At 41.7% G+C, this 22,431-nt stretch carries 25 protein-coding genes; 24 read left to right on the forward strand and 1 reads right to left on the reverse strand.

Annotation, left to right across the window (positions count from 1 at the left end):
• The first annotated feature begins 45 nt into the window (after positions 1 to 45).
• Together AA980_RS21425 and AA980_RS21430 are read left to right on the forward strand one after the other, a co-directional pair.
• Entirely contained in the window at positions 46 to 531 is a 486-nt protein-coding gene (locus AA980_RS21425; protein ID WP_024028024.1) for a PaaI family thioesterase, read from the forward strand.
• Between the two features lie 96 nt (positions 532 to 627).
• Positions 628 to 1,029: a hypothetical protein gene (locus AA980_RS21430; protein WP_024028023.1), complete on the forward strand. Its 402-nt coding sequence runs from the start codon at positions 628 to 630 to the stop codon at positions 1,027 to 1,029.
• Between the two features lie 172 nt (positions 1,030 to 1,201).
• On the opposite strand, the gene AA980_RS21435 is transcribed toward AA980_RS21430, so the two are convergent.
• Positions 1,202 to 2,107 (reverse strand): TetR/AcrR family transcriptional regulator, encoded by a 906-nt coding sequence (locus AA980_RS21435; protein ID WP_024028022.1) that lies wholly within the window; start codon positions 2,105 to 2,107, stop codon positions 1,202 to 1,204.
• Between the two features lie 184 nt (positions 2,108 to 2,291).
• Between AA980_RS21435 and AA980_RS21440 the strand changes: the two genes are divergently transcribed.
• The 22 genes from AA980_RS21440 (at position 2,292) to AA980_RS21545 (ending at position 22,325) form a co-directional block, all read left to right on the forward strand.
• The gene (locus AA980_RS21440) at positions 2,292 to 3,821 is read left to right on the forward strand and encodes a DHA2 family efflux MFS transporter permease subunit (protein ID WP_024028021.1); all 1,530 of its coding nucleotides are present in this window, start codon (positions 2,292 to 2,294) and stop codon (positions 3,819 to 3,821) included.
• A gap of 135 nt (positions 3,822 to 3,956) precedes the next feature.
• Positions 3,957 to 4,541 (forward strand): hypothetical protein, encoded by a 585-nt coding sequence (locus tag AA980_RS21445; protein WP_024028020.1) that lies wholly within the window; start codon positions 3,957 to 3,959, stop codon positions 4,539 to 4,541.
• 548 nt (positions 4,542 to 5,089) lie between these two features.
• The gene (locus tag AA980_RS21450) at positions 5,090 to 6,442 is read left to right on the forward strand and encodes an NAD(P)-dependent oxidoreductase (RefSeq protein WP_034723864.1); all 1,353 of its coding nucleotides are present in this window, start codon (positions 5,090 to 5,092) and stop codon (positions 6,440 to 6,442) included.
• Positions 6,443 to 6,464: 22 nt separating this feature from the next.
• A complete protein-coding gene (preA, locus tag AA980_RS21455; protein ID WP_024028018.1) occupies positions 6,465 to 7,751 on the forward strand; it encodes an NAD-dependent dihydropyrimidine dehydrogenase subunit PreA in 1,287 nt (428 codons plus the stop codon).
• Positions 7,752 to 7,772: 21 nt separating this feature from the next.
• A complete protein-coding gene (gene hydA, locus AA980_RS21460; protein ID WP_024028017.1) occupies positions 7,773 to 9,191 on the forward strand; it encodes a dihydropyrimidinase in 1,419 nt (472 codons plus the stop codon).
• Between the two features lie 50 nt (positions 9,192 to 9,241).
• On the forward strand, positions 9,242 to 9,460 hold the full coding sequence (locus AA980_RS21465) for a hypothetical protein (RefSeq protein WP_024028016.1): 219 nt from the start codon (positions 9,242 to 9,244) through the stop codon (positions 9,458 to 9,460).
• Positions 9,461 to 9,527: 67 nt separating this feature from the next.
• Positions 9,528 to 11,144: a PucR family transcriptional regulator gene (locus AA980_RS21470; protein WP_024028015.1), complete on the forward strand. Its 1,617-nt coding sequence runs from the start codon at positions 9,528 to 9,530 to the stop codon at positions 11,142 to 11,144.
• 178 nt (positions 11,145 to 11,322) lie between these two features.
• Entirely contained in the window at positions 11,323 to 12,789 is a 1,467-nt protein-coding gene (locus AA980_RS21475; RefSeq protein ID WP_024028014.1) for a CoA-acylating methylmalonate-semialdehyde dehydrogenase, read from the forward strand.
• Positions 12,790 to 12,832: 43 nt separating this feature from the next.
• The gene (locus AA980_RS21480; protein WP_024028013.1) at positions 12,833 to 14,188 is read left to right on the forward strand and encodes an aspartate aminotransferase family protein; all 1,356 of its coding nucleotides are present in this window, start codon (positions 12,833 to 12,835) and stop codon (positions 14,186 to 14,188) included.
• A gap of 332 nt (positions 14,189 to 14,520) precedes the next feature.
• Positions 14,521 to 15,483: a sugar-binding transcriptional regulator gene (locus AA980_RS21485; protein WP_024028012.1), complete on the forward strand. Its 963-nt coding sequence runs from the start codon at positions 14,521 to 14,523 to the stop codon at positions 15,481 to 15,483.
• Positions 15,476 to 16,135 (forward strand): phosphate propanoyltransferase, encoded by a 660-nt coding sequence (gene pduL, locus AA980_RS21490; RefSeq protein WP_024028011.1) that lies wholly within the window; start codon positions 15,476 to 15,478, stop codon positions 16,133 to 16,135. Before AA980_RS21485 ends, pduL begins: the two co-directional genes overlap by 8 nt.
• A gap of 5 nt (positions 16,136 to 16,140) precedes the next feature.
• Positions 16,141 to 16,887, forward strand: coding sequence for a hypothetical protein (locus AA980_RS21495; protein ID WP_152681193.1), 747 nt, complete (start codon positions 16,141 to 16,143; stop codon positions 16,885 to 16,887).
• A complete protein-coding gene (locus AA980_RS21500) occupies positions 16,884 to 17,183 on the forward strand; it encodes a EutN/CcmL family microcompartment protein (protein WP_024028009.1) in 300 nt (99 codons plus the stop codon). The genes AA980_RS21495 and AA980_RS21500 overlap by 4 nt, the downstream gene beginning before the upstream one ends.
• A gap of 2 nt (positions 17,184 to 17,185) precedes the next feature.
• Entirely contained in the window at positions 17,186 to 18,613 is a 1,428-nt protein-coding gene (locus AA980_RS21505) for an aldehyde dehydrogenase family protein (protein WP_024028008.1), read from the forward strand.
• Between the two features lie 103 nt (positions 18,614 to 18,716).
• On the forward strand, positions 18,717 to 18,995 hold the full coding sequence (locus AA980_RS21510) for a BMC domain-containing protein (RefSeq protein WP_024028007.1): 279 nt from the start codon (positions 18,717 to 18,719) through the stop codon (positions 18,993 to 18,995).
• 11 nt (positions 18,996 to 19,006) lie between these two features.
• Complete coding sequence (gene tpiA, locus AA980_RS21515; RefSeq protein WP_024028006.1) at positions 19,007 to 19,846, forward strand: triose-phosphate isomerase; 840 nt, start codon at positions 19,007 to 19,009, stop codon at positions 19,844 to 19,846.
• A complete protein-coding gene (locus tag AA980_RS21520; protein WP_024028005.1) occupies positions 19,843 to 20,298 on the forward strand; it encodes an RpiB/LacA/LacB family sugar-phosphate isomerase in 456 nt (151 codons plus the stop codon). The genes tpiA and AA980_RS21520 overlap by 4 nt, the downstream gene beginning before the upstream one ends.
• Positions 20,299 to 20,313: 15 nt before the next feature.
• Positions 20,314 to 20,601 carry a EutN/CcmL family microcompartment protein gene (locus AA980_RS21525; RefSeq protein WP_024028004.1) on the forward strand — a complete coding sequence of 96 codons (288 nt, stop codon included), beginning with the start codon at positions 20,314 to 20,316 and terminating at the stop codon, positions 20,599 to 20,601.
• Positions 20,602 to 20,877 (forward strand): BMC domain-containing protein, encoded by a 276-nt coding sequence (locus AA980_RS21530; protein ID WP_024028003.1) that lies wholly within the window; start codon positions 20,602 to 20,604, stop codon positions 20,875 to 20,877.
• On the forward strand, positions 20,877 to 21,140 hold the full coding sequence (locus tag AA980_RS21535) for a EutN/CcmL family microcompartment protein (protein ID WP_024028002.1): 264 nt from the start codon (positions 20,877 to 20,879) through the stop codon (positions 21,138 to 21,140). The genes AA980_RS21530 and AA980_RS21535 overlap by 1 nt, the downstream gene beginning before the upstream one ends.
• Before the next feature lie 175 nt (positions 21,141 to 21,315).
• Entirely contained in the window at positions 21,316 to 21,963 is a 648-nt protein-coding gene (deoC, locus tag AA980_RS21540) for a deoxyribose-phosphate aldolase (protein ID WP_034723861.1), read from the forward strand.
• A 161-nt stretch (positions 21,964 to 22,124) separates the two neighbouring features.
• Entirely contained in the window at positions 22,125 to 22,325 is a 201-nt protein-coding gene (locus AA980_RS21545) for a helix-turn-helix domain-containing protein (RefSeq protein ID WP_024028000.1), read from the forward strand.
• Positions 22,326 to 22,431 lie beyond the last annotated feature (106 nt).

Consider the following 22,431-nt stretch of genomic DNA (forward strand, 5'->3'; position numbering starts at 1 on the left):
AGGACGAGAAATATGTTATACTTTTCTGAAAAAGGGGGAATTACTTTGGTTGAAAAAATAGTAAATGCAATTCAAGATGAGTATCCGGATGACTTTGCATGGTGTTATGGTTGCGGCCGCTTGAATGAGGAGGGGCATCATTTCCGAACCGGCTGGGAAGATGAGCAAACCGTAACGATTTATACACCTGAACAAGAGCATCTCGCATTGCCGGGATTTGTTTATGGCGGACTTATTGCTTCGCTAATCGATTGCCACGGAACAGGTTCTGCAGCTCTTGCACTGCATCGAAAAAATGGTCATGAACCGGGAGAGAAAGTTGACCCGCCACGTTTTGTAACCGCTTCACTAAATGTTAATTTTCTTAAGCCTACTCCACATGGTGTCCCGTTAAAGGCTGTTGGAATCGTCCATGAAATTCACCCGAAAAAGTTTAAGGTGGAAACCGAGGTTTATGCAAATGATATTCTTTGCGCACTTGGTGAGGTCGTTGCTGTCGTCATGCCAAGCACCTTTTTAACCAATAAGTAAATATCTTGTAATAAAACTGAAATATCCCATTTTGAAACAAAAACCACCCCTAAACCGTCTAATGAAGTATGAGAGGTTTGATCGGGAGGAAAAAGGATGGGAAAGCTGGAAAGAATATTTATTACTTCCATTATTATATTGGCACTTGGATCAGCTATTATTATTAGTTCTTTTGGGTCTGTGTTATTTCAGGAGGGGAATCCAGTTCCATTAATGGTATCAGCCATGAAACTGCATTTTTTCGATTCTGAGTACGAGCAGTTCTCAAAAACAGAAAATCGCAGCCGGTATTTATCGAAAAATACAGGGGATAGCCGATATGATATCGTTAAGGAATTTATGAAGTCAAATGGCTGGAAATATGAAGAACAAATGGGTTCTGGATTAATCTTTGTTAAAGAAGGTAAAGAGGCTATTGTTGAAACCAGGCAATACTCGAAGTATTTCATCATCTGGGATGTTCAGAAAGCATTGTTTACTAGCGACAGCGATACATAACACATCCAGAAACAAAAAGCGCAAGCGCCTTGGTCAGCCCCGACAGGCAAATGTTCTTCAGCACTAAAAGACCGCCCTTTGACTTTTAGTGCTGAAGGTTATTTGACCCCGAGGGGCTAGGCGCTGGAGCTGGATTAAAAAACCCCTAATCGGTTGATTAGGGGTCAATTTTTTAGTGCACTTCCTCTAACTGCTTAAAATAATGTTCAATCAGTTCTTCCAGCTGTTTCAATTCTTTTTTCCATAATGAACTGCTATCCAAAGAAATCAGAGCACTTTCAATTAGAAATTTTCGAGGCTTATTTCCATCCAATAATTCATCGTGGATAAAGTCTAAAAGTTCGAGGTATTTCTCCTGTTCGCCTTCGTCAAGCAAATTCTTCGTTATCATTTTTCGCAACGGTAAAGCGTGGTGGAGTAGTTGTTGTTTAAATGTTTGATTATTGCGGTTACAAGAAGGCAGCCACTTTTCCAAATGCCCAGGTTCTAGCAATTGACTACCGGATTCGGCCACATCATCAACCATTTTTACTAGACGCCCGACGCTATACCGGACCACCTGGTTGATTTTCTCCCCTGTTTCAAAGGCCATTCGATTATAATGAAGATTATGCTGTAATATTCCCTGAAACATGATGGCGCAATCTAGCAAGTATGGTTTCATATCCTCGCCGAAGATATCTAAGAACCTTGCATAATACCAATGAAGTGTACTCAAACGAGTGCGTTGAATAAATTGTTTAAGGTCGACATCATTGGAAGCCATGACTTCTTCATAAAGGGCAATTAACTTATTCTTTTTATTTGAAATCAGCTGTAATTCCATTTGTTTGATAAATATCTCGATATCTGATGGATCATGACCCAATAGTAAATCAGAGCGCTCTTTTTCTAGCTCCTTGAAAATCGTTTTATAAATACCGATTAATAATTCGCTTTTTGATGAAAAATAATTATAAAATGTTCCTTTAGAAATGCCGCTATAATCTAAAATATCTTGAATAGAGGTAGCATGGAAGCCCTTTTCGACAAATAATTGATGTGCCATCTTAATCACATTTTGTTTCCGGTTGTACATTTAATCACCTTTTGTTTGATTTGTACTTACTGTATAAATTTATACTACCTTATTTATATACTGAACACAAACGCCTAATTTTTAATGTTTTTTTTACTTGCAAAAGTTGAACCGAGAGTATATTATTAGCAAGGTGTATAACAGGGGTATAAAAAAATGTACTAATATTATAGGGGGAAACTTAATGAATCAAACTATAAAAGAGACCAAGCGTCCACCGTACGGGATTATTGCGGTTTTGATGATTGGGGCTTTTATTGCATTCTTGAATAACACATTACTAAACATTGCCTTGCCATCTATAATGAAGGACTTAAAAATTGAACCGGCGACGGTTCAGTGGCTAACGACAGGGTTTATGTTAGTAAACGGAATTTTGATTCCTGCTACAGCCTATTTAATTCAAAAATATTCCGTTCGACAATTATTTTTAGCTGCTATGGGATTATTTACAGTCGGAACCATCCTAGCAGGATTTGCCCATGTCTTTCCAATGTTATTAGCGGGCCGGATGATTCAAGCCTCTGGTTCAGCCATCTTGATGCCACTATTAATGAATGTTATGTTAATTAGCTTCCCTGTAGAAAGAAGAGGGGCAGCGATGGGAGTTTTCGGATTAATATTAATGTCTGCACCGGCGATTGGGCCTACATTATCGGGATGGATCATTGAACATTATGACTGGAGAATGCTATTCCACTTTGTGACTCCAATTGCTATTGTAGTCATATTAATAGGATTTTTCATGCTTAAAGATAAAAAGGAAAAAGTTAATATTAGACTTGATTTTCTTTCTTTACTATTATCCAGTATCGGTTTTGGCGGAATCCTATATGGATTTAGTTCTGCCGGCAGTAAAGGTTGGGATAGTCCGCAGGTCTACGGGACAATAATCATTGGGGTTATTTCTTTAACAGTGTTCATATTACGTCAATTAAAACAAGAACAGCCCTTGCTTAATTTTAAAATTTATAAATACCCGATGTTTGCTTTATCATCTGCCATTGCAATGGTTGTTAATATGGCTTTGTTTTCTGGAATGTTACTTCTCCCGATCTATGTTCAAACACTAAGGGGAATTTCTCCAATGGATGCTGGACTATTGCTGTTGCCAGGAGCGATTTTGATGTCCATTATGTCGCCAATTACAGGGAAATTATTTGATAAGTTCGGCGGACGTCTTTTAGCAATCCTTGGCTTATTAATTATCGTTGTAACGACTTATGAATTTAGCAAATTAACATTGACAACTAGCTATACACATTTAATTATTCTGTACTCAATAAGAAGTTTCGGTATGTCTATGGTGATGATGCCGGTTTCTACAAATGGGCTGAATCAATTACCTGCACGTTTCTATCCACATGGGACTGCAATGAACAATACGATGAACCAGGTCGCCGGGGCGATTGGCACCGCGTTATTGGTAACGATTATGACAAACAGGACGGCATCAAAGGCGAAAGAACTCGGAGATGCTGCTATGAAACACTTTACTGAACAGCCGACACCAGCCGCAATCAAAGAAATGAAACAACAAATTATGGAGCAGGCAATGTTAAATGGAATAAATTTCTCATTCCTAATTGCCACCGGTATTGCCGTTGTTGCGCTCATTCTTGCTTTCTTTATTAAACGGGCAAAACAAGCTGAAGATCCAGGCGGAGTCAAGTCAGCAGGAAAAATGATGAAGGCTAAGTTAGCGGAAAATTAAATATTAAACCAGGGGGTGACTGTCAAAGTCACCTCTATTTTTTTGCATAAGCAGTTTGTGAAGTGAACAAATTTGCTTTTTTCTGCAAAAAAACTCTATAGTAAGAAAAGAAATGTTCAATAGGAGGATTTTTTAATGTTAAAAGATCAAATTAAACAATACATATCAGAGCATAATAGCGATGGATTCGCGATGTTTAAAGAAGAAAAAGAGTATGTAGAAAAAAATAAATTAGCTGAAAACAGCCAAATTGACCTAAAGGATCCTAACACTCGATTCGCGGGTGCCTATATTGAACGTTGTGATAAAGAATCAGAAAATATGCTGAAGAATGAGAATTCCTCGTTCTTATCGGAGCCACTCGATTACCTAAAAAAGCATAAAAATGAATTTATTTATTTAGAGTCCCATTGGTTTGAGTTGATTGGAGTTGAAGCTGTCTCATTAGAGGCTGACGATGTCTTCGGGACATATGACGTCATGTTAGGATTAAAACTTCAGAAGAAATTCGAAAAAACGTTAAAGGAGCATTTGAATACTCATTTACATGGCGGGGAAGCAAAATTCGATTTAATGTTTAGTCATGATGACGGTTTATGGAATTTGAATTTTGCGCTGAATTATGTAGAAGGATTTACAGAAGAAATGACAATTGGCGAAGCTTTCCTGTTAATTTATCGGTTTTTATTTAAGCTTGTTGAAGCGGCGGAAGAAAAGTAAGGAAAAGAATAAGGATAGAAAGGGGCATCGGAAGAGAATCCGATGCCTGTTTTTAATAATGATTCGACAAAATTCATGAAGTATGTCGAAAACTTTCTTAAGAAAAAGTAAGCATTTGATTTCGATGGAAAGATGATTTTTTCAGTAAAACTAATGATGTTTAGAGAATCAAGAATTTTTTCGATAAAAAGAAAGAAAGATAGATTTCGAGTTTTTTTTACAATATCCTTACTTTTTATATGGTAAATTGGTAGAGAATTCAGAATAATAAACAAGAAGGAAGTTTTTAAGGAAGCAAATCATTTTACATAGTGGATAATGAAATAGCTGTATTATTTAACTAGTTGTCAGGTGTAATGCCAACAATGGGTCTGTAAAATGAAGATAAGCTGCAGAATATTCTGCAAACTACATATATGAACCTGAGGGGAGTGGAGTCATTTCCGAAACCAGAGATGGATAATTATTTAAGCGCTTTCATCTTGAAAATATTAATTGGTTAATAAACCATTGATTAAAAGGAGGGTTTCGCATTGGCGATTGAAAAAATGCAACGAATTTCCCTTTCAAATCTTGAAATAAACTTTCAAGAGGTGGAACCAGGACTGACAAACCAAGAAGCGGTGGAAGAATCCAATCGCTGCCTCTATTGTTATGATGCCCCATGTATTAAAGCCTGTCCAACAGGTATCGATATTCCAACCTTTATTAAGAAAATTGCCTCAGGTAATTTTCTTGGATCCGCAAAAACGATTATGTCTTCAAACCCAGTCGGTGCAAGCTGTTCAAGGGTTTGTCCAACAGAAGAACTCTGTGAAGGAGCTTGTGTCCTCAATCACTCAACAAAACCAATTATGATTGGCAATCTGCAAAGATATGCGACAGATTGGGCCATTCAAAATGAACAAACCCTATTTCAATCTGGAAAATCAAATGGACAAACAGTTGCCGTTATTGGCGGCGGTCCTGCTGGATTATCTGCGGCACGCGAACTTGCAAGGTTTGGCTATGATGTAACAATATTTGAAGGAGCAGAGAAAGCTGGCGGATTAAATACGTACGGGATTGTTTCTTTCCGATTGCCACAGAAGATTTCCTTCTGGGAAGTGGAGCAAGTTGAAAAAATGAATGTCAAAATCAGAACAAACACAATGGTCGGCAGAGATATTTCCGTTGCTGAAATAACTGAAAATTTCGATAAGGTTGTAATTGCAATTGGAATGGCCCATGTGCCAAACCTTGGCATTGAAGGCGAGAATCTAGATGGTGTCTTTGATGCGATTGAATTTGTCAAGGCAACAAAGGACGGAGAGCTGTCCAATGACTTCCGTGGAAAGCGGGTTGTCGTCATCGGTGCCGGAAATACAGCGATTGACGGAGCCACCTGTTCGGTCCGCTTAGGTGCCGAAAACGTTAAAATCCTCTACCGAAGAACTGAAGATGAGATGACGGCATATGACTTTGAATATGAATTTGCTAAGCAGGATGGCGTCGAGTTCCGCTGGTTAACCGCACCAAAAAGGATTATCGGTGACGAAAAAGGTAGTGTCACCGGCATTGAATGTATCAAGATGGAACTAGGTGAACCGGAACCGGATGGCCGCCGCAGACCTGCAGCAATTGAAGGGTCGGAGCATGTCCTCCCGGTAGATGCTGTTGTCAAAGCAATTGGTCAAACAAGATACTTGGATTTGATTGAGCAGTTTGGTCTAACACATGAAGGCGGTGTCGTAAAGGTCGATAAAGAAACACTTCAAACCTCGAATCCGCAAATATTTGCCTGCGGCGACGTGATTTTTGGCAAAGGAAAAGGCGATGCCATGGTCGTAACCGCTGCTCAGCAGGGCAAAGATGTTGCCTATGCGATTCACAAGCAATTTATCGCTGTGGGAACAGCTTAATCGATCAAAAGGAGGAAAAATAATGGCTGATTTACGTATAAACCTTGCAGGAATAAAATCTCCTAATCCTTTCTGGCTGGCATCAGCACCTCCAACCAACTCAGGCTATCAGGTTCAAAGAGCCTTTGAGGCCGGCTGGGGGGGAGCGGTTTGGAAAACACTTGGCGACCCAATCCTAAATGTTACTTCAAGATTTGCCGCAATCAGTTTTAACGGTCAACGAGTCGCTGGCTTCAATAATATTGAGCTGATTACAGATCGTCCGTTGGATGTCAATTTAAAGGAGATCTATGAAACGAAAAAGAAATTCCCAAACCATGCGATTATCGCTTCGTTAATGGTGGAACCGAAGCAGGAAAAATGGCATGAAATCGTCAAGCGTGTTGAAGATGTCGGGGTTGATGGACTCGAGTTAAACTTCGGCTGTCCACACGGTATGGCCGAGCGTGGAATGGGTTCAGCCTCCGGGCAGGTCCCAGCCCTTGTTGAACGTCAGACCTATTGGGCGAAAGAAGTAGCGAAAACTCCTGTCATCGTCAAATTAACACCTAATATTACCGATATTACCGCAACTGCTGAAGCAGCCTGCAATGGCGGGGCAGACGCGATTAGTATGATCAATACGATTAATAGCCTAATGGGAGTGGACCTTGATACCTGGAATACGGTCCCACATGTTGCTGGAAAAGGGGCACACGGTGGGTATTGCGGCCCTGCTGTTAAGCCGATTGCCTTAAATATGGTTGCTGAATGTGCAAGGCACCCGCATATCAATGTGCCTATTTCCGGAATTGGCGGGATTTCCAATTGGCGGGATGCGGTTGAATTTATCCTGATGGGCGCAACGGGTGTCCAAGTTTGTACGGCTGCGATGCACCATGGCTTCCGAATTGTAGAAGATATGATTGAAGGTCTCAATAACTACTTAGATTGTAAAGGGATAGCTGCCGTCTCCGATATTATCGGGAAATCTGTACCAAAATACTCCGATTGGGGTAACTTGGATTTAAACTATAACATTGTCGCAAAAATCAATCCGGAAGTATGTATCAATTGTAATAAATGCCATATTGCCTGTGAAGATACCTCTCATCAATGCATTGATATGCTTACAGATGCGAATGGAAAAAGCTATCTGAAAGTAAGAGAAGAAGACTGTGTTGGCTGTAATTTATGTTCGATTGTCTGCCCGGTTGATGGAGCTATCGACATGATTGAAGCACCAAGAGAGCTGGCGCCAATGACCTGGAATGAACGCCAAGCGGTCCTAAGTGTCGCAGCAGAATGCAAAGCAGATATTGTCAAATAATAGATTAGGAGGATTCACTAAATGAAAAAAATTATTAAAAATGGAACGATTGTCACCGCATCTGACACCTTTCAAGCAGAACTATTAATCGAAGATGGAAAAATTACGCAAATTGGCTCGAATCTATCGGCAATTGGCGCAGAGATTATTGATGCCAAGGGTTGTCTAGTTTTCCCAGGAGGAATTGACCCGCACACCCATTTGGATATGCCTTTTGGCGGCACGGTCACAAAGGATGATTTCGAAACGGGAACAATGGCTGCTGCTTTCGGCGGCACGACGACGGTTATTGACTTTTGCTTAACGAATAAGGGCGAGCCGCTAAAAAATGCGATTCAAACCTGGCATGATAAATCGAAGGACAAAGCCGTAATTGACTATAGCTTCCACTTAATGATTTCGGAAATCAACGAGAATGTTCTAAATGAACTGCCACAAGTAATAAATGAAGAAGGAATTTCCTCGTTTAAAGTCTTTATGGCTTACAAAAATGTCTTCCAGGCAGACGATGAAACCTTGTTCAAGACGCTTATCACCGCAAAAGACCTTGGCGCTTTGGTTATGGTTCATGCCGAGAATGGCGATGTCATTGATTATCTAACAAAGAAAGCACTCGACGAAGGAAATACAGAACCGATTTATCATGCGTTAACAAGACCGCCGGAATTAGAGGGGGAAGCAACGGGTCGTGCTGCCAGGTTTACCGGGCTCGCCAATTCGCAGCTATATGTGGTCCATGTTTCCTGTGCCGATGCGGCCGAAAAAATTGCTGAGGCGCGCAGCAAGGGCTTTGATGTCTGGGGCGAAACCTGCCCGCAATATCTGGTCCTTGATCAAAGTTATTTAGAAAAGCCGAATTTTGAAGGAGCCAAATATGTGTGGTCGCCGCCGCTCCGTGAAAAATGGAATCAAGAAGCCCTCTGGAATGCGTTAAAGAGCGGTCAGCTCCAAACAATTGGCTCCGATCAATGCTCGTTTGATTTTAACGGGCAAAAGGATTTAGGCCGTGATGATTTTACGAAAATCCCGAATGGCGGTCCAATTATTGAAGACCGTTTAGCGATTATATTTTCGGAGGGCGTGAAGAAAGGAAGGATCAGTCTAAACCAGTTTGTCGACCTGACCTCGACAAGAGCCGCAAAACTCTTTGGACTGTATCCGCAAAAAGGAACGATTGCTGTTGGCACTGATGCTGATCTTGTGATTTTTGATCCAAATGTTGAACGGGTTATATCTGCTGATACCCATCATATGGCGGTCGATTACAATGCGTTTGAAGGCATGGAGGTCACCGGTGAACCTGTTTCTGTGTTAGTACGCGGTGAATATGTCGTCCGTGACAAGCAATTTGTTGGGAAGCCGGGTGCCGGTCAATATTTGAAGCGGGCGAAATATCGCAAAACGAAGCCTGTTAACCAAAATGAAACCTTATCTATCTAAAAAATATCAACTTACCTATATACATTAACTCAGAGTAGGATGGGGATACGATGTCAGACTATCAACAATTTCTCGATGAACGTGACAAGATTGATTTTCTTATCCAAAAAGGCTGCCAAATTAACAGTGTAAGAGAACATTTAAATGGGGCTTCTGTTGATTTTTTACATCCAAATGGAAATGTCACAGAAACCTTACTAATTGGGACCGCCAACGGAAGGAAATATTTTTCCAGTCTATTAATTAGTCAGAATCAGCCGAAAGACTGATTACAAAGGAAGAGGGCTGGTTGAAAGACCAGTCCTTTTCTTACTATTATCAAGGAGTGCTATTCAAATGAAAGAACATTTTCAATTAACGACCGCAGATATTTTGAAACGAAAGCACTTTGAAAACTCAATCGTTATTGCAGGCGAGGAGGGCATCCACAGAACCGTTAAATGGGTTCATGTTGTCGAGGTAACAAGTATTCGCAACCTATTAAATGGGAACGAGCTTATTTTGTCAACAGGGGTGGCCTGGAAGGAAAATGTGAATTTATTTGTCTCGATGGTGAAGGAATTTATTGAAAACAATACGGCAGGGTTATGCCTTGAGATGGGGACATACATGTCCGAGGTCCCTTCAGAGGTCATTGATCTTGCTAATAATGAGCAATTTCCGATTATTATTTTTCAAAAAGAAGTGCCGTTTGTTGAAATCACTCAAGACATCCATTCCGTCATCATTAACCAGCAATACCAGAAGATTTCTGACTTAGAGAATTATTCGCAGAGCTTAAATAAACGACTTCTTACCATTGAAACATATGAGGATATTCTTCAATTTATTTTCTCAGCATTGGATGTGCAAATCATTTTCCGCTTGAAAAACCAGGAGTATGAATTCGTACCTGAAATCAATCGCCAAGAACAAGTTTCAATTATCACCAAGCTTCAGGAGGCGAAAAAGCAGCCTTATGATTATATTGCTTCGGCGCCGATTTTTTTGTTTGGCCAGGAATATGCTGAATTGGTTGTCTATTCAAAGGATATTCCCATCAGTGAATATGATTCGTTGATTTTAGATCGAACCGCAACCGCATTAGCCCAGCATTTATTAAGAGATTTGTATGTGGAGGAAAAAAAGCGCGTCGAAGAGTTTGAGTGGCTGCACGGCTGGCTTGACGGTGAGCATTCACTTGAAGACATCCACGAATACCTCGTTGAAAATGGAATCAAACCAAAGACAAGTGATGTTGCGGTATTAATCACAAAACAGATTCCTGTTAAGGAAAAATCAAGTAAGGATGTTACCTACTTCAAATTATTATTTCGCTCTGTTTTTGAACAGAATGGCTTTGCTGTCTTTTTCGTCGAAAAAAGAAATGAGATTACCTTTATACTGTTAAATAATCGAACGAAGAAAAATCTAAAGGAACGGATTAAAAAGGCGATTGAATCGATCCAAGACTCAGAATTTATCCGTCAGCAAACTTCGGCAAAGCTGATCATTGCAGCTGGTAAGTTCATTCAATCACTGAGTGAGGTACATAAAAGCTATCAAACAGCAAAAGAAACGCTGCGGATTCAACAAAAAATGACGAACAAACAAATTTATCATTTTTATGAAGATCTGCATTTATATCGGCTGATTTCGCAAATGAGCAGACACACTGATTTACATGAACTAGCCTCTGAATACTTACAGCCCGTCATTCAATATGATCAACAATACAATGGTAAATTGTTAGAAACGTTAAAAGCCTATTTGGAGTGTAATGGGTCGAAGCAGGAAACCTCGAACAAGTTATTTATCGTCAGACAAACGTTATACCATCGTCTGCATAAACTCGAAAACCTGTTAGGAGAAGACTTTATGGAGCATGAAAAAAGGGTGGCGATCGAATTTATGCTTTTGGTTCATGATTATCTCTCGGCCTCCCAGCTTAAGAGAGCAAATCAAGCCTTGTAAATCGTCACAAAATTAGCAAAATGTTAAATGATTATTCAATTTGTCGCAGAAATGCTTCAAGATATTTTACGGATTGTCTAATGAAAGGCGACTTTCGATACGAGATAATGATGGTATCAACGTTTTATTGTTGGAAAATTCAATCGATTATTTTTTAAAAAAATAAGGAGGTTACAGTATGAGCGTTACAAAAAATGATACAGCAGTTTTAAAAAACTTTATTAACGGTGAATGGGTGAATTCGAACAGCAATCAAACACTCGATGTACCGAATCCAGCAACGAATGAACTGTTAACAAAAGTTCCGGTATCATCTCAAGAGGACGTCAATCTTGCTGTTGCAGCAGCTAAAGAAGCGTTTAAAAAATGGAAAAACGTCCCGGTACCGAAGCGGGCAAGGATCCTGTTCAAATATCACTATCTGTTAACTGAAAACCATGAAGCATTGGCAAAGTTAATTGTTGAGGAAAATGGAAAGGCTTACAAGGAAGCATTTGGGGAGGTGCAGCGCGGGATTGAGTGTGTTGAATTCGCATCAGGCGCACCCACATTAATGATGGGTGAAACACTTTCAGGTATTGCCGAGGACATCGATTCAGAAATGTTCCGTTATCCGCTAGGGGTTGTTGGCGGAATTACCCCGTTCAACTTCCCGATGATGGTGCCTTTATGGATGTTTCCGCTTGCCGTGGCGTGTGGAAATACCTTTGTATTGAAACCATCTGAGCGCACGCCGATTTTAGCTAATCGATTAGCAGAGTTATTCACAGAGGCTGGTGCACCAAATGGTGTCTTAAATGTCGTTCATGGTGCCCATGATGTCGTCAACGGTTTACTCGAGCATAAGGATATTGCAGCGATTTCCTTTGTCGGCTCGCAGGTAGTGGCAAAGTATGTTTATCAGCGGGCAGCTGCTGAAGGTAAACGGGTTCAAGCCCTTTCTGGCGCGAAAAACCACCATATTGTCATGCCTGATGCTGATATGGATAAGGCCGTTCAGCACGTGCTAAGTTCCACATTTGGCAGTGCCGGGCAGCGCTGCATGGCCTGCAGTGCTGTTGTCGTTGTCGGCGATAATGAACCTTTTGTTGAAGCATTGAAGAAAAAGGCAGATGAATTAATTATCGGGAACGGCATGGATGACGAAGTATTATTAACTCCTGTCATCCGCAGGGAACACCGTGAAAGGGCATTAAGCTATATCGAAAAAGGAGTAGAGGAAGGAGCAGATTTGATCAGGGATGGCCGCCGGGAAATGGATGACCTTCCCGAAGGAAATTTCCTCGGACCAACGATATTTGATCATGTTACTCCAGAGATGACCATTGCTAAAGACGAAATTTTTGCACCGGTCTTAAGTCTGCTTCGTGCGAATAATTTAGATGAGGGGTTAGAATTTATCCGTAAATCGAGGTACGGAAACGGAGCTACCATTTATACAAATAACGCAAAAGCTGTTCGCCAGTTCCGCGAAGAAGCTGATGCCGGCATGTTAGGGATCAACGTCGGCGTTCCGGCAACAATGGCCTTCTTCCCATTCTCCGGCTGGAAGGATTCCTTCTACGGTGACCTCCATGTGAATGGAAAAGACGGGTTAAACTTCTATACTCGGAAGAAAATGATCACCTCAAGATTTGACGCGTAGAAATGGTGTCAGGCACCAAATTCCAAAATATGGAGGAATGAAAATGGTTCAAACAAGTCGGCCCCATGAAACATTATTAGACCAGGATGATAAGTATGTCTGGCATTCGATGAAGCCTTATAACCCGAAAGCAACGATTGTTGCCACGAAGGCAGAGGGTTCGTGGGTGACAGATGCCGACGGCAAACGTTATTTGGATGCAATGGCAGGGCTGTGGTGTGTAAATGTTGGCTACGGCCGGACCGAGCTTGCAGAAGCTGCCTATGAACAATTAAAGGAAATGGCCTATTTTCCACTATCGCAAGGCCATGTTCCGGCTATTAAACTAGCAGAACAATTAAATGAAATGCTAGGCGATGAATATGTCATCTTTTTCTCGAACAGCGGTTCAGAGGCAAACGAAACGGCTTTTAAAATCGTCAGGCAATACCATCAGCAAAAGGGCGAACATAATCGCTATAAAATCGTCTCCCGGTACCGGTCCTACCACGGTAACTCAATGGGAGCTTTAGCTGCAACCGGGCAGGCACAACGAAAATATAAATATGAGCCGTTATCACCAGGGTTTATCCATGTATCACCTCCGGATTCGTACCGAGATGATACAAACGTTTCAGACCCAAGGGACCTAGCTTCGGTCAAAGAAATTGACAAGACGATGACATGGGAGCTCAGTGAGACAATTGCGGCAATGATTATGGAACCTATTATCACCGGGGGCGGTGTACTTGTTCCGCCGGACGGCTATATGCAGGCAGCAAAAGAGGTCTGTGAAAAACATGGCGCACTACTTATCGTTGATGAAGTCATTTGCGGTTTCGGCAGGACCGGCAAACCGTTTGGCTTTATGAACTATGGGGTAAAGCCGGACATCATTACCATGGCAAAAGGAATTACAAGTGCCTACCTGCCACTCTCGGCGACAGCAGTTCGTAAAGACATATACGAAGCGTTTAAAGGGACAGAGGAGTATGATTACTTCCGTCACGTAAATACATTTGGCGGCAATCCCGCAGCCTGTGCACTTGCGTTAAAGAATCTCGAGATTATGGAAAAGGAAAACTTATTTGACCGCTCCAGAGATTTAGGGGAACAGTTACTGAATGATCTAACGAACCTGTTACAGGACCACCCCTATGTCGGAAATGTTCGTGGTAAAGGCTTACTAGTGGGGATTGAATTAGTGAAGGATAAGGGCACAAAGGAACCGTTGGATGTAGCCCTTGTTAATCAAGTAATTGCAAATTGTAAACAGGAAGGGATTATCATCGGGAAAAACGGCGCAACAGTAGCAGGATACAACAATGTGTTGACATTAGCACCGCCACTCAACATTGAACAGAAAGATTTACATTTTATCGTCAAAACACTCACTGAATCACTGGATAAAATCCGTTGATTTCGATAAAGAAGAGCGCTCGTAACTTACAAATTGTAAATTACGAGTGTTCTTTTTTTTCATTTTAGGACATAAATTCACTATATCAATCATTTAATAGAATGGGGTTCTTTTCGCGTATCCGTGTGAAAGAATGTCGAAATTTTTCGAAGTAATAATTGACAGAAGATTTGAATGAGTTATAATAAATTTAGCAATTGTTCACATAAGATTTACATAATTTCACGCAGTTCTCGTTCATGAAAATATGCAATGTTTCTTTAAACAATAGTTTGTAATCGTTTTCTTTTAGTTTTTGATTTTAATAACTTTAAAAATTAGGTGAGTTTAAAATGGCGGATGAAAGAATTTCGCGCCTTGTTGAAGTGGCGAAATTGTACTATCAATTAGACTACAGTCAACAGGAAATTGCGAAGCAGTTAGGTATTTCCCGCCCCACCGTCTCCAGGCTTCTGGATCAAGCGATTCAAGAAGGTGTTGTCCATATCAAAATAATTAATCCGGCCGAGGATGTTCAGGAATTAGCAATGCAAGTGAAGGATAAATTCCAGTTAAAGCATTGTATTGTCGCTTCGATTCCAGAATATGAAGATGAACTCATCAAAGAGAAACTGGGAGACGTTTCTGCCGATTATTTATATGAAATTGTTCAAAACGGCGACACCATTGGAATTACTTGGGGAACAACCCTTTATCAACTCGTGAAAAAACTGCAGCCTAAGAATGTAAAGGATATTACGATTGTTCAACTTAATGGTGGGGTAAGTTATTCTGAGTCAAACACATATGCATCAGAAATAATCAATGGCCTTGCTAATGCCTTCAATACGACACCACATTTCTTACCGGTCCCAGCGGTGGTAGACCATATCGTCGTCAAGCAGGCGATTGTGGCTGACAGGCATGTAAAAAGAATATTAGAGTTAGGCAAACAGGCTAATATCGCGATTTTTACGGTCGGGGAGCCTGGCGAACAATCGACGCTCATGCATGCGGGTTACTTTTTAGACAGTGATATCGAGATTTTACGCTCAAATCAAACGGTTGGTGATATCTGCTCTAGGTTTATTGATATCGACGGGAAGATAAGCCACGAAGCTTTAAATGACCGTACGATTGGCATTGAACTCTCGCACTTGGCCGGAAAAGATTACGGCATCCTGATTGCAGGCGGTAATACGAAAGTTGATGGTATTTATGGTGCCCTGATTGGCCTGCACGCAAATGTACTGATTACCGATCAGTATACTGCCAAGGCTTTACTCGAAATGGGGGGTGATAACATTAATGGATAAAGAGAGTATTAGAGAACTAGTCGAAAAGATTGTCAAAAATACACTTCAACCAGCAAAGCAAGTTCCGATTGCAGCTTCAAACCGGCATATTCATTTATCACCTGAACATGTCGAACGGCTCTTCGGGAAAGGCTACGAATTAAATAAATTGAAAGCCCTTTCCCAGCCGAATCAATTTGCTGCAAAGGAAACTGTTACCTTAATTGGTCCAAAGGGTAAGATTGAAAATGTTCGAGTTCTTGGCCCTGCGCGGGGCAGCACGCAAGTGGAAGTGTCTTTATTCGACGGCTTTACGCTTGGTGTGAAACCGCCAATTCGTAACTCCGGTGATATTAAAGGTTCAGAATCGATCACTATCCAAGGTCCGCGCGGGCAAATCACCATTAATGAAGGGCTGATATGTGCCGCACGCCATATCCATATGCATACTGTAGATGCCGAAGCGTTTGCTGTTTCGGATGGAGATCTTGTTCAAGTGAAAGTTGCTGGAGCACGCGGAGTTATTTTCTCCAATGTTTTGATTCGTGTTTCACCAAAATACAATCTTGAGATGCATATTGACCTCGATGAGGCAAATGCTGCAGATATCAAAAATGGACAAATTGGAGAAATTGTCGCCATTGAAAGTAGAAATAAAGTTAGTGGGGAGTAATGCTGGTGGATATTAAATCACAGGTTAAAATGCTCGTCCAGCAAGTTGTCGAGACCTACTTAAAGGAAAAGTCGCAAGTGAAAAAAGGACAACCGATTGCTATACTTTTAGGTTACCAATCTCCTAATCCAGCGGAAATATTGGAAGCGGTTACCCCGTTAGTGAATTCTTACGAGGTGACGTTAATTTTATCAAAGGATTGGCTCGAAGCAACTACTAAATTGAGCGGAAAGTCATATGTTTTATTAGAAGAGACTTCACAACAAGAATTGCTTGCCTTAATGGAAAAATCAGCCGTTCTTGTTGTCCCTGCTGCATCCTATCAATTGGTATCGAAGCTTGCCTTAACAATCGATGATGAAATAGCGGTGTGGTTAGCGATTCAATATCAATTAGTTGGTAAGCCCATTGTTATCGCAAACGATGATGTCGAACCGAATGTGTATCAGCAAATCTATGCGCCGCATTCTGTCCAGGCACGCCTGCAGTCATACATTCGGCAGATTCAAGCAGATGATGTGAAGTGGGTGCCGTTAAAGAAGCTTGCACAAACGGTTGAAGACCAATACATTGTCTCCCAAGAAAAACAAGCTCTCATCCTAGCGAAGCATGTAGAAAAAGCTGATCGCGATGGATTACGAGAAATAGTTGTTCCAGCTAGGAGTAAGGTGACACCTTCGGCAAAGGACTTAGCGAGAGAATTAAAGATTGATATTAAGCAGGTCGATTCCTCGAAAGGAGGGACGCTATGATCATTTGTAAAGTGGTAGGATCGATTGTATCTACCACTAAAGCAGAGAAATTAAAAGGGAAGAAACTTCTGATTGTACAACCACTTGATATGAGAAGTATCGAAGAAGACGGAAAACCACTCGTCGCAATCGATACTGTTGGAGCAGGAGTCGGTGAAGTCGTTTTACTCGTCAGCGGAAGTTCTGCACGACAAACAGAAATTACAAACGGTGTGCCTGCTGATGCGGCAATCGTGGGAATTGTCGATCAGATTGAGATAAAAGGGTCCTTAACCTTTAAAAAAGGGGGTAACTAATTTTGCAAATAAATGAAACCGATATCAAAAAAATGGTTGAACAGGTGCTAAAGCAACTAGGCCAGACTGAAGCAGCCGGTGCTCCTATTGCGCCACAAAATGATGTCAGCTTAGGCGACGGCGTGTTCGCAACAGTCGATGAAGCTGCCGCAGCAGCAAGAGTTGCTTGGGAAAAGCTGCGCAAGCTCCCATTGGCCTCGAGAAGGCAAATGATTGACAACATGAGAGAAGTCAGCTGCGCTCAAGCAAATGAGCTGGCACAGCTCGCCGTTGACGAAACCGGCTTAGGGCGGGTGGAGGACAAGGTGGCTAAAATCCTTTTAGCTGCCAACAAAACACCAGGAGTCGAAGATTTAGTCAGTACATCCTATTCCGGGGATGATGGTTTAACACTTGTAGAATATGCCCCTATCGGTGTATTTGGCTCGATAACACCATCAACAAATCCGGCAGCAACTGTTATTAATAACTCGATTTCGCTGATTGCCGCCGGGAATACTGTGGTTTACAACCCGCACCCAAGCGCCAAACGGGTGTCGCTGAAAACATTAAAGCTGCTAAACCAAGCGATTGTCGCTGCAGGCGGGCCTGAAAACGCCCTTACCTCTGTAGCCGCACCGAATCTTGAAACCTCGGCACAAGTGATGAACCATCCTAAAGTAAATGCACTTGTTGTCACAGGCGGGGGACCTGTTGTCAAGGCAGCGATGGCTGTTGGTAAAAAAGTAATTGCTGCAGGTCCTGGAAATCCACCAGTGGTGGTAGATGAAACAGCGATCATTTCACAAGCGGCGGCTCATATTGTCCAAGGTGCAAGCTTTGATAACAACGTCTTATGTACCGCTGAGAAAGAAGTCTTCGTTGTTGATAAGGCTGCAAACGCTTTAAAGGCAGAAATGGTCAAAAACGGAGCGATAGAACTCAAAGGCTTCCAATTTGAAAAATTATTGGAAAAAGTGTTAGTGAAGAAAAATGATAAGTTTTATCCGAACAGAGACTTTATCGGCAAGGATGCCTCGGTGATTTTGCAAGCAGCCGGCATTCAAGTAAGTCCGAATGTGAAGTTAATTATTGCTGAGACCACAAAAGATCACCCATTGGTGATGACTGAAATGTTAATGCCAATCTTACCAATCGTCCGAGTTCCTGACGTGGATAAAGCAATTGAATTGGCCGTCATAGCTGAAAAAGGAAATCGTCATACGGCGATCATGCACTCGCAAAATATCACCAACTTAACTAAGATGGCACAAGAAATCCAAGCGACTATTTTTGTGAAAAATGGACCATCTGTTGCTGGTCTTGGCTTTGAAAGTGAAGGCTTCACAACGCTTACAATTGCAGGTCCGACTGGTGAAGGCTTAACAAGTGCAAAAACATTTACACGCCAGCGCCGCTGCGTTTTAGTAGATGGATTTAGAATTATTTAGTGGGGTGTGTTAATTGGCAAAGTCGAAAGAAGAAAAAACCGTCACTTCACAAGAAACAAAAGCGACAACACCAAAATTAGAAGTTACTAAAGGAGGAAATAAAATGAGTCAAGAAGCATTAGGAATGATCGAAACAAAAGGTTTGGTAGCAGCAATTGAGGCAGCAGATGCAATGGTGAAAGCGGCAAATGTTACGTTAGTAGGCAGGGAATTAGTGGGTGCCGGTCTTGTTACGGTTATGGTGCGTGGGGATGTTGGTGCCGTTAAAGCAGCAACAGAAGCAGGAGCAGATGCGGCACAGCGCGTTGGCACACTTCTATCTGTACACGTGATACCACGTCCAAACGGCGATGTAGAAGGTATTTTACCGAAAGCAGAATAAGGTGAATTCAAATGGAACAATCCATTGAAAGCTATATCAAAAACCTTGTCAGAGATGTAATTGGCCAAACTTTAGGCGGTCTGCAAATCCAAGGTGACCGGCAGACATATGTGATTGCGAATTGGAAAATGAACAAAACGCTGGCGGAAACAGCTGAATTTTTTCAAGAAATCAATAGCAGTAATGATGTGACTGTGGTCGTTTGCCCCCCGGCACAGCTGCTTTACCCGGCCCATCTTTTTATTAAACAGTCAGGGAAGCCGGTTCACTTAGGCGGGCAAAATGTACATTGGGCCGACAATGGTGCATACACCGGAGAAACATCGACTGAGATGTTGAAGGATGTCGGCTGTGAATACGTCATTATTGGCCATTCCGAAAGAAGACAATATGCCGGTGAAGATGATTCATTGGTCAATATGAAAGTAAAACAGTCGATTATGGCTGGTCTTACTCCGATTATTTGCATCGGAGAGACGTTAGAACAAAAAAACGCATTACAGACCGAAGTGGTTTTAGCTAAACAGCTTTTCGGTGCCTTGAATAAGATTGATTCCAGTCATTTTATCATTGCCTATGAGCCAGTTTGGGCGATTGGAACTGGGCAGTCAGCTACTGCTGAATTAGCGCAGCAAACACACGCCTATATCCGATCTGTTTTGAAACAAATTTTAGGTGAAAAAGCAGAGAGTGTCTCGATCCTATATGGCGGTTCGGCAAATGAAAGTAATGCAGCCGAATATAGCAGGATGCCGGATATCGACGGCCTGCTCGTTGGCGGCGCTAGCTTGAAGGCTAAATCTTTTGATGGAATGATCAAGGTATTTGCCAAAGGAGAACAAAATTCATGAAAAAAGTTGCGATAGGTTGCGATCATGGTGGATACGAACTTAAAGAAACCTTAAAACTCTATTTAACTGAATTAGGCTATGAATATTTAGATTTTGGCTGTAAGGCAAACGAATCAGTAGATTATCCCGATATTGCCTTTTTAGTAGGTGAAACGGTTGCGACGAATGCTGACTATGTTGGCATCATGATTGATGGTGTCGGCATTGGCAGCGGGATGGTCTTGAATAAGATACCGGGTGTGCGCGGCGCAGTCTGCTGGGACTTATCCTCTGTTATTAACAGCAAAGAGCATAATAACGCTAATGTGCTATCGATTGGCGGTCAATTTATTGGCGAGGGATTAGCCAAGCAATTAGTGAAGACATGGCTGGAAACCGAATTTGCCGGCGGTCGTCATGACCGCCGTGTGACAAAAATAATGGAAATCGAAAGCCGGTTTTTACACCGGTAAAGGCAGGTTTTTTCAATGTTTGTAGCCAAAGTGATTGGCAATATGGTTTGTACCCATAAAAATGACAATTTAAAGGGTTTAAAGCTTCTTATTGTCCAACCAGTCGATGACGGGTTGAAAGAAAAAGGCAAACCACTTGTGGCTATCGATACGATTGGACAGTCTGGAGAAGGCGACCTCGTTTACTTAGCAAAAAGCAGAGAGTCGTCTCTGCCGCTTAACAAAGATTTAGTCCCGTCAGATGCTGGGATTCTCGGAATTATCGACTATTATAACGTGACGAAACGAATGGAGGAAAAATAAATGAGCAACGCATTAGGAATGATTGAAACAAAAGGGTTAGTAGGAGCAATTGAAGCAGCAGATGCCATGACGAAAGCAGCAAACGTGACACTACTCGGAAAAGTGAATGTTGGCGGCGGCTTGGTTACGGTAATGGTACGCGGTGATGTTGGTGCCGTTAAAGCAGCAACGGAGGCTGGTGCTGATGCAGCGCAGCGTGTTGGCGAGTTTTTATCCGTTCATGTTATCCCTAGACCACACTCAGATATCGAGAAGATTCTACCTGCAGCAAAATAATGAAACTAGCAAAAGTGGTTGGGAATGTCGTATCAACGATTAAAACACCGAGTCATCAGAATAAAAAACTGATGGTTGTCATCCCTGTTGATGCAAAAGGCAATGAATGCGGTGACGCGATGATTGCCTTTGACCGCTTTCAAGCAGGCGTTGGCGACTATGTGCTAATCCTTGAAGAAGGTGGATCGGCACGGGACATCCTAGAAGACCCGAAAGGCTCTTTTGATGCAGTCATTGCCGGAATCGTTGATCGACTATATTAATGTGAGGTGAACAAGGGTGCAAATTGAGGCATTAGTTGAACAAATTACGAATCAAATTATGGAACAATTAACAAATAAACAAGCATTGAAGGAAGCGAAACCAGCTGTTTCCGGGAACGTGACCTATAAAGAAGGTTCTGCGTCCAATATTATTACTGGTCCATCCGTTGCGCGGATGATTGACCATACGTTATTAAAGCCGGAAGCATCCAAAGACCAAATCGTAAAGCTTTGTGAAGAAGCGAAGGAACATAAATTTGCCACTGTCTGTGTTAATCCATATTGGGTGTCCACAGCTGCGAAGGAACTTAAAGGTTCTGGTGTCGGCGTTACCACGGTTGTCGGCTTTCCATTAGGGGCAACGAGCACATTTGTAAAAACCGCTGAAACCCGCGATGCGATTGCAAATGGCGCGACGGAAATCGACATGGTCATTAACATCGGTGCGCTTAAATCAGGCGACTTCGAAACAGTGAAAAAGGACATTGAAGGTGTTGTATTAGCGGCAAAAGGTCATGCACCTGTAAAAGTAATCATTGAAACGGGCCTTTTAGAAATTGAAGAAAAGAAAAAAGCTTGTATTCTTGCTAAGATGGCAGGCGCCGATTTTGTGAAAACATCCACCGGTTTTGGACCTGGCTGTGCAACAGCTGAAGATATTAAGCTTATGCGGGAAGCAGTTGGTCCGGATTTAGGTGTGAAGGCTTCTGCGTGTGTCAGAGATTTAGATACCGCTAGAAAATTGATTCAAGCTGGTGCAACAAGAATTGGTGCAAGCTCTAGTATTGCAATTATTACTGGCGGGCAAGGTACCGGGTATTAATTTTAAAGTTGAAATGTTCAAGTTGGAGTTTTTCATCTCGTTGTTGCTGCCAGTTGAAAAACTCCTTCCTCTTAATCTAAAAAGTATTGAAAATTTTTAGATATTTTACTATAATTAAATAGATTAAATGTAATCGTTTACATACATAAGGGGTGTTTCGAATGAACAATATTGGACATCAACTAAAGAAAATTAGATTAAACCGTGAAATGGAAATAGAAATATTAGCGTCTTTATCAGGATTGCACACAGAAACAATCGCAGCAATTGAGGATGGCGAGCTGGATGTACAGGTTTCAACGTTAGCGAAGATTTCGGAAGCGTTGAACTGCAGCTTCTCAATTGGAGATGTGTCCATTTAATTTATCGGCAAAAGCATTCGTTCTTTATTGGAACGTGTGCTTTTTTATTTTCTACCTAAAAATGATATGATAGGACAATCAGTAAAATGGTTATTCCAGATAAGGT

It is taken from the genome of Neobacillus vireti (genome assembly GCF_001026695.1).
Classification (GTDB): Bacteria; Bacillota; Bacilli; order Bacillales; family Cytobacillaceae; genus Neobacillus; species Neobacillus vireti.

Coding starts and splice junctions, on each gene's coding strand:
- AA980_RS21430 (WP_024028023.1), top strand. CDS start 628: ATGGGAAAGCTGGAAAGAATATTTATTACTTCCATTATTATATTGGCA.
- AA980_RS21435 (WP_024028022.1), bottom strand. CDS start 2,107: ATGTACAACCGGAAACAAAATGTGATTAAGATGGCACATCAATTATTT.
- AA980_RS21440 (WP_024028021.1), top strand. CDS start 2,292: ATGAATCAAACTATAAAAGAGACCAAGCGTCCACCGTACGGGATTATT.
- AA980_RS21445 (WP_024028020.1), top strand. CDS start 3,957: ATGTTAAAAGATCAAATTAAACAATACATATCAGAGCATAATAGCGAT.
- AA980_RS21450 (WP_034723864.1), top strand. CDS start 5,090: ATGCAACGAATTTCCCTTTCAAATCTTGAAATAAACTTTCAAGAGGTG.
- preA (WP_024028018.1), top strand. CDS start 6,465: ATGGCTGATTTACGTATAAACCTTGCAGGAATAAAATCTCCTAATCCT.
- hydA (WP_024028017.1), top strand. CDS start 7,773: ATGAAAAAAATTATTAAAAATGGAACGATTGTCACCGCATCTGACACC.
- AA980_RS21465 (WP_024028016.1), top strand. CDS start 9,242: ATGTCAGACTATCAACAATTTCTCGATGAACGTGACAAGATTGATTTT.
- AA980_RS21470 (WP_024028015.1), top strand. CDS start 9,528: ATGAAAGAACATTTTCAATTAACGACCGCAGATATTTTGAAACGAAAG.
- AA980_RS21475 (WP_024028014.1), top strand. CDS start 11,323: ATGAGCGTTACAAAAAATGATACAGCAGTTTTAAAAAACTTTATTAAC.
- AA980_RS21480 (WP_024028013.1), top strand. CDS start 12,833: ATGGTTCAAACAAGTCGGCCCCATGAAACATTATTAGACCAGGATGAT.
- AA980_RS21485 (WP_024028012.1), top strand. CDS start 14,521: ATGGCGGATGAAAGAATTTCGCGCCTTGTTGAAGTGGCGAAATTGTAC.
- pduL (WP_024028011.1), top strand. CDS start 15,476: ATGGATAAAGAGAGTATTAGAGAACTAGTCGAAAAGATTGTCAAAAAT.
- AA980_RS21500 (WP_024028009.1), top strand. CDS start 16,884: ATGATCATTTGTAAAGTGGTAGGATCGATTGTATCTACCACTAAAGCA.
- AA980_RS21510 (WP_024028007.1), top strand. CDS start 18,717: ATGAGTCAAGAAGCATTAGGAATGATCGAAACAAAAGGTTTGGTAGCA.
- tpiA (WP_024028006.1), top strand. CDS start 19,007: ATGGAACAATCCATTGAAAGCTATATCAAAAACCTTGTCAGAGATGTA.
- AA980_RS21520 (WP_024028005.1), top strand. CDS start 19,843: ATGAAAAAAGTTGCGATAGGTTGCGATCATGGTGGATACGAACTTAAA.
- AA980_RS21525 (WP_024028004.1), top strand. CDS start 20,314: ATGTTTGTAGCCAAAGTGATTGGCAATATGGTTTGTACCCATAAAAAT.
- AA980_RS21530 (WP_024028003.1), top strand. CDS start 20,602: ATGAGCAACGCATTAGGAATGATTGAAACAAAAGGGTTAGTAGGAGCA.
- AA980_RS21535 (WP_024028002.1), top strand. CDS start 20,877: ATGAAACTAGCAAAAGTGGTTGGGAATGTCGTATCAACGATTAAAACA.
- deoC (WP_034723861.1), top strand. CDS start 21,316: ATGATTGACCATACGTTATTAAAGCCGGAAGCATCCAAAGACCAAATC.
- AA980_RS21545 (WP_024028000.1), top strand. CDS start 22,125: ATGAACAATATTGGACATCAACTAAAGAAAATTAGATTAAACCGTGAA.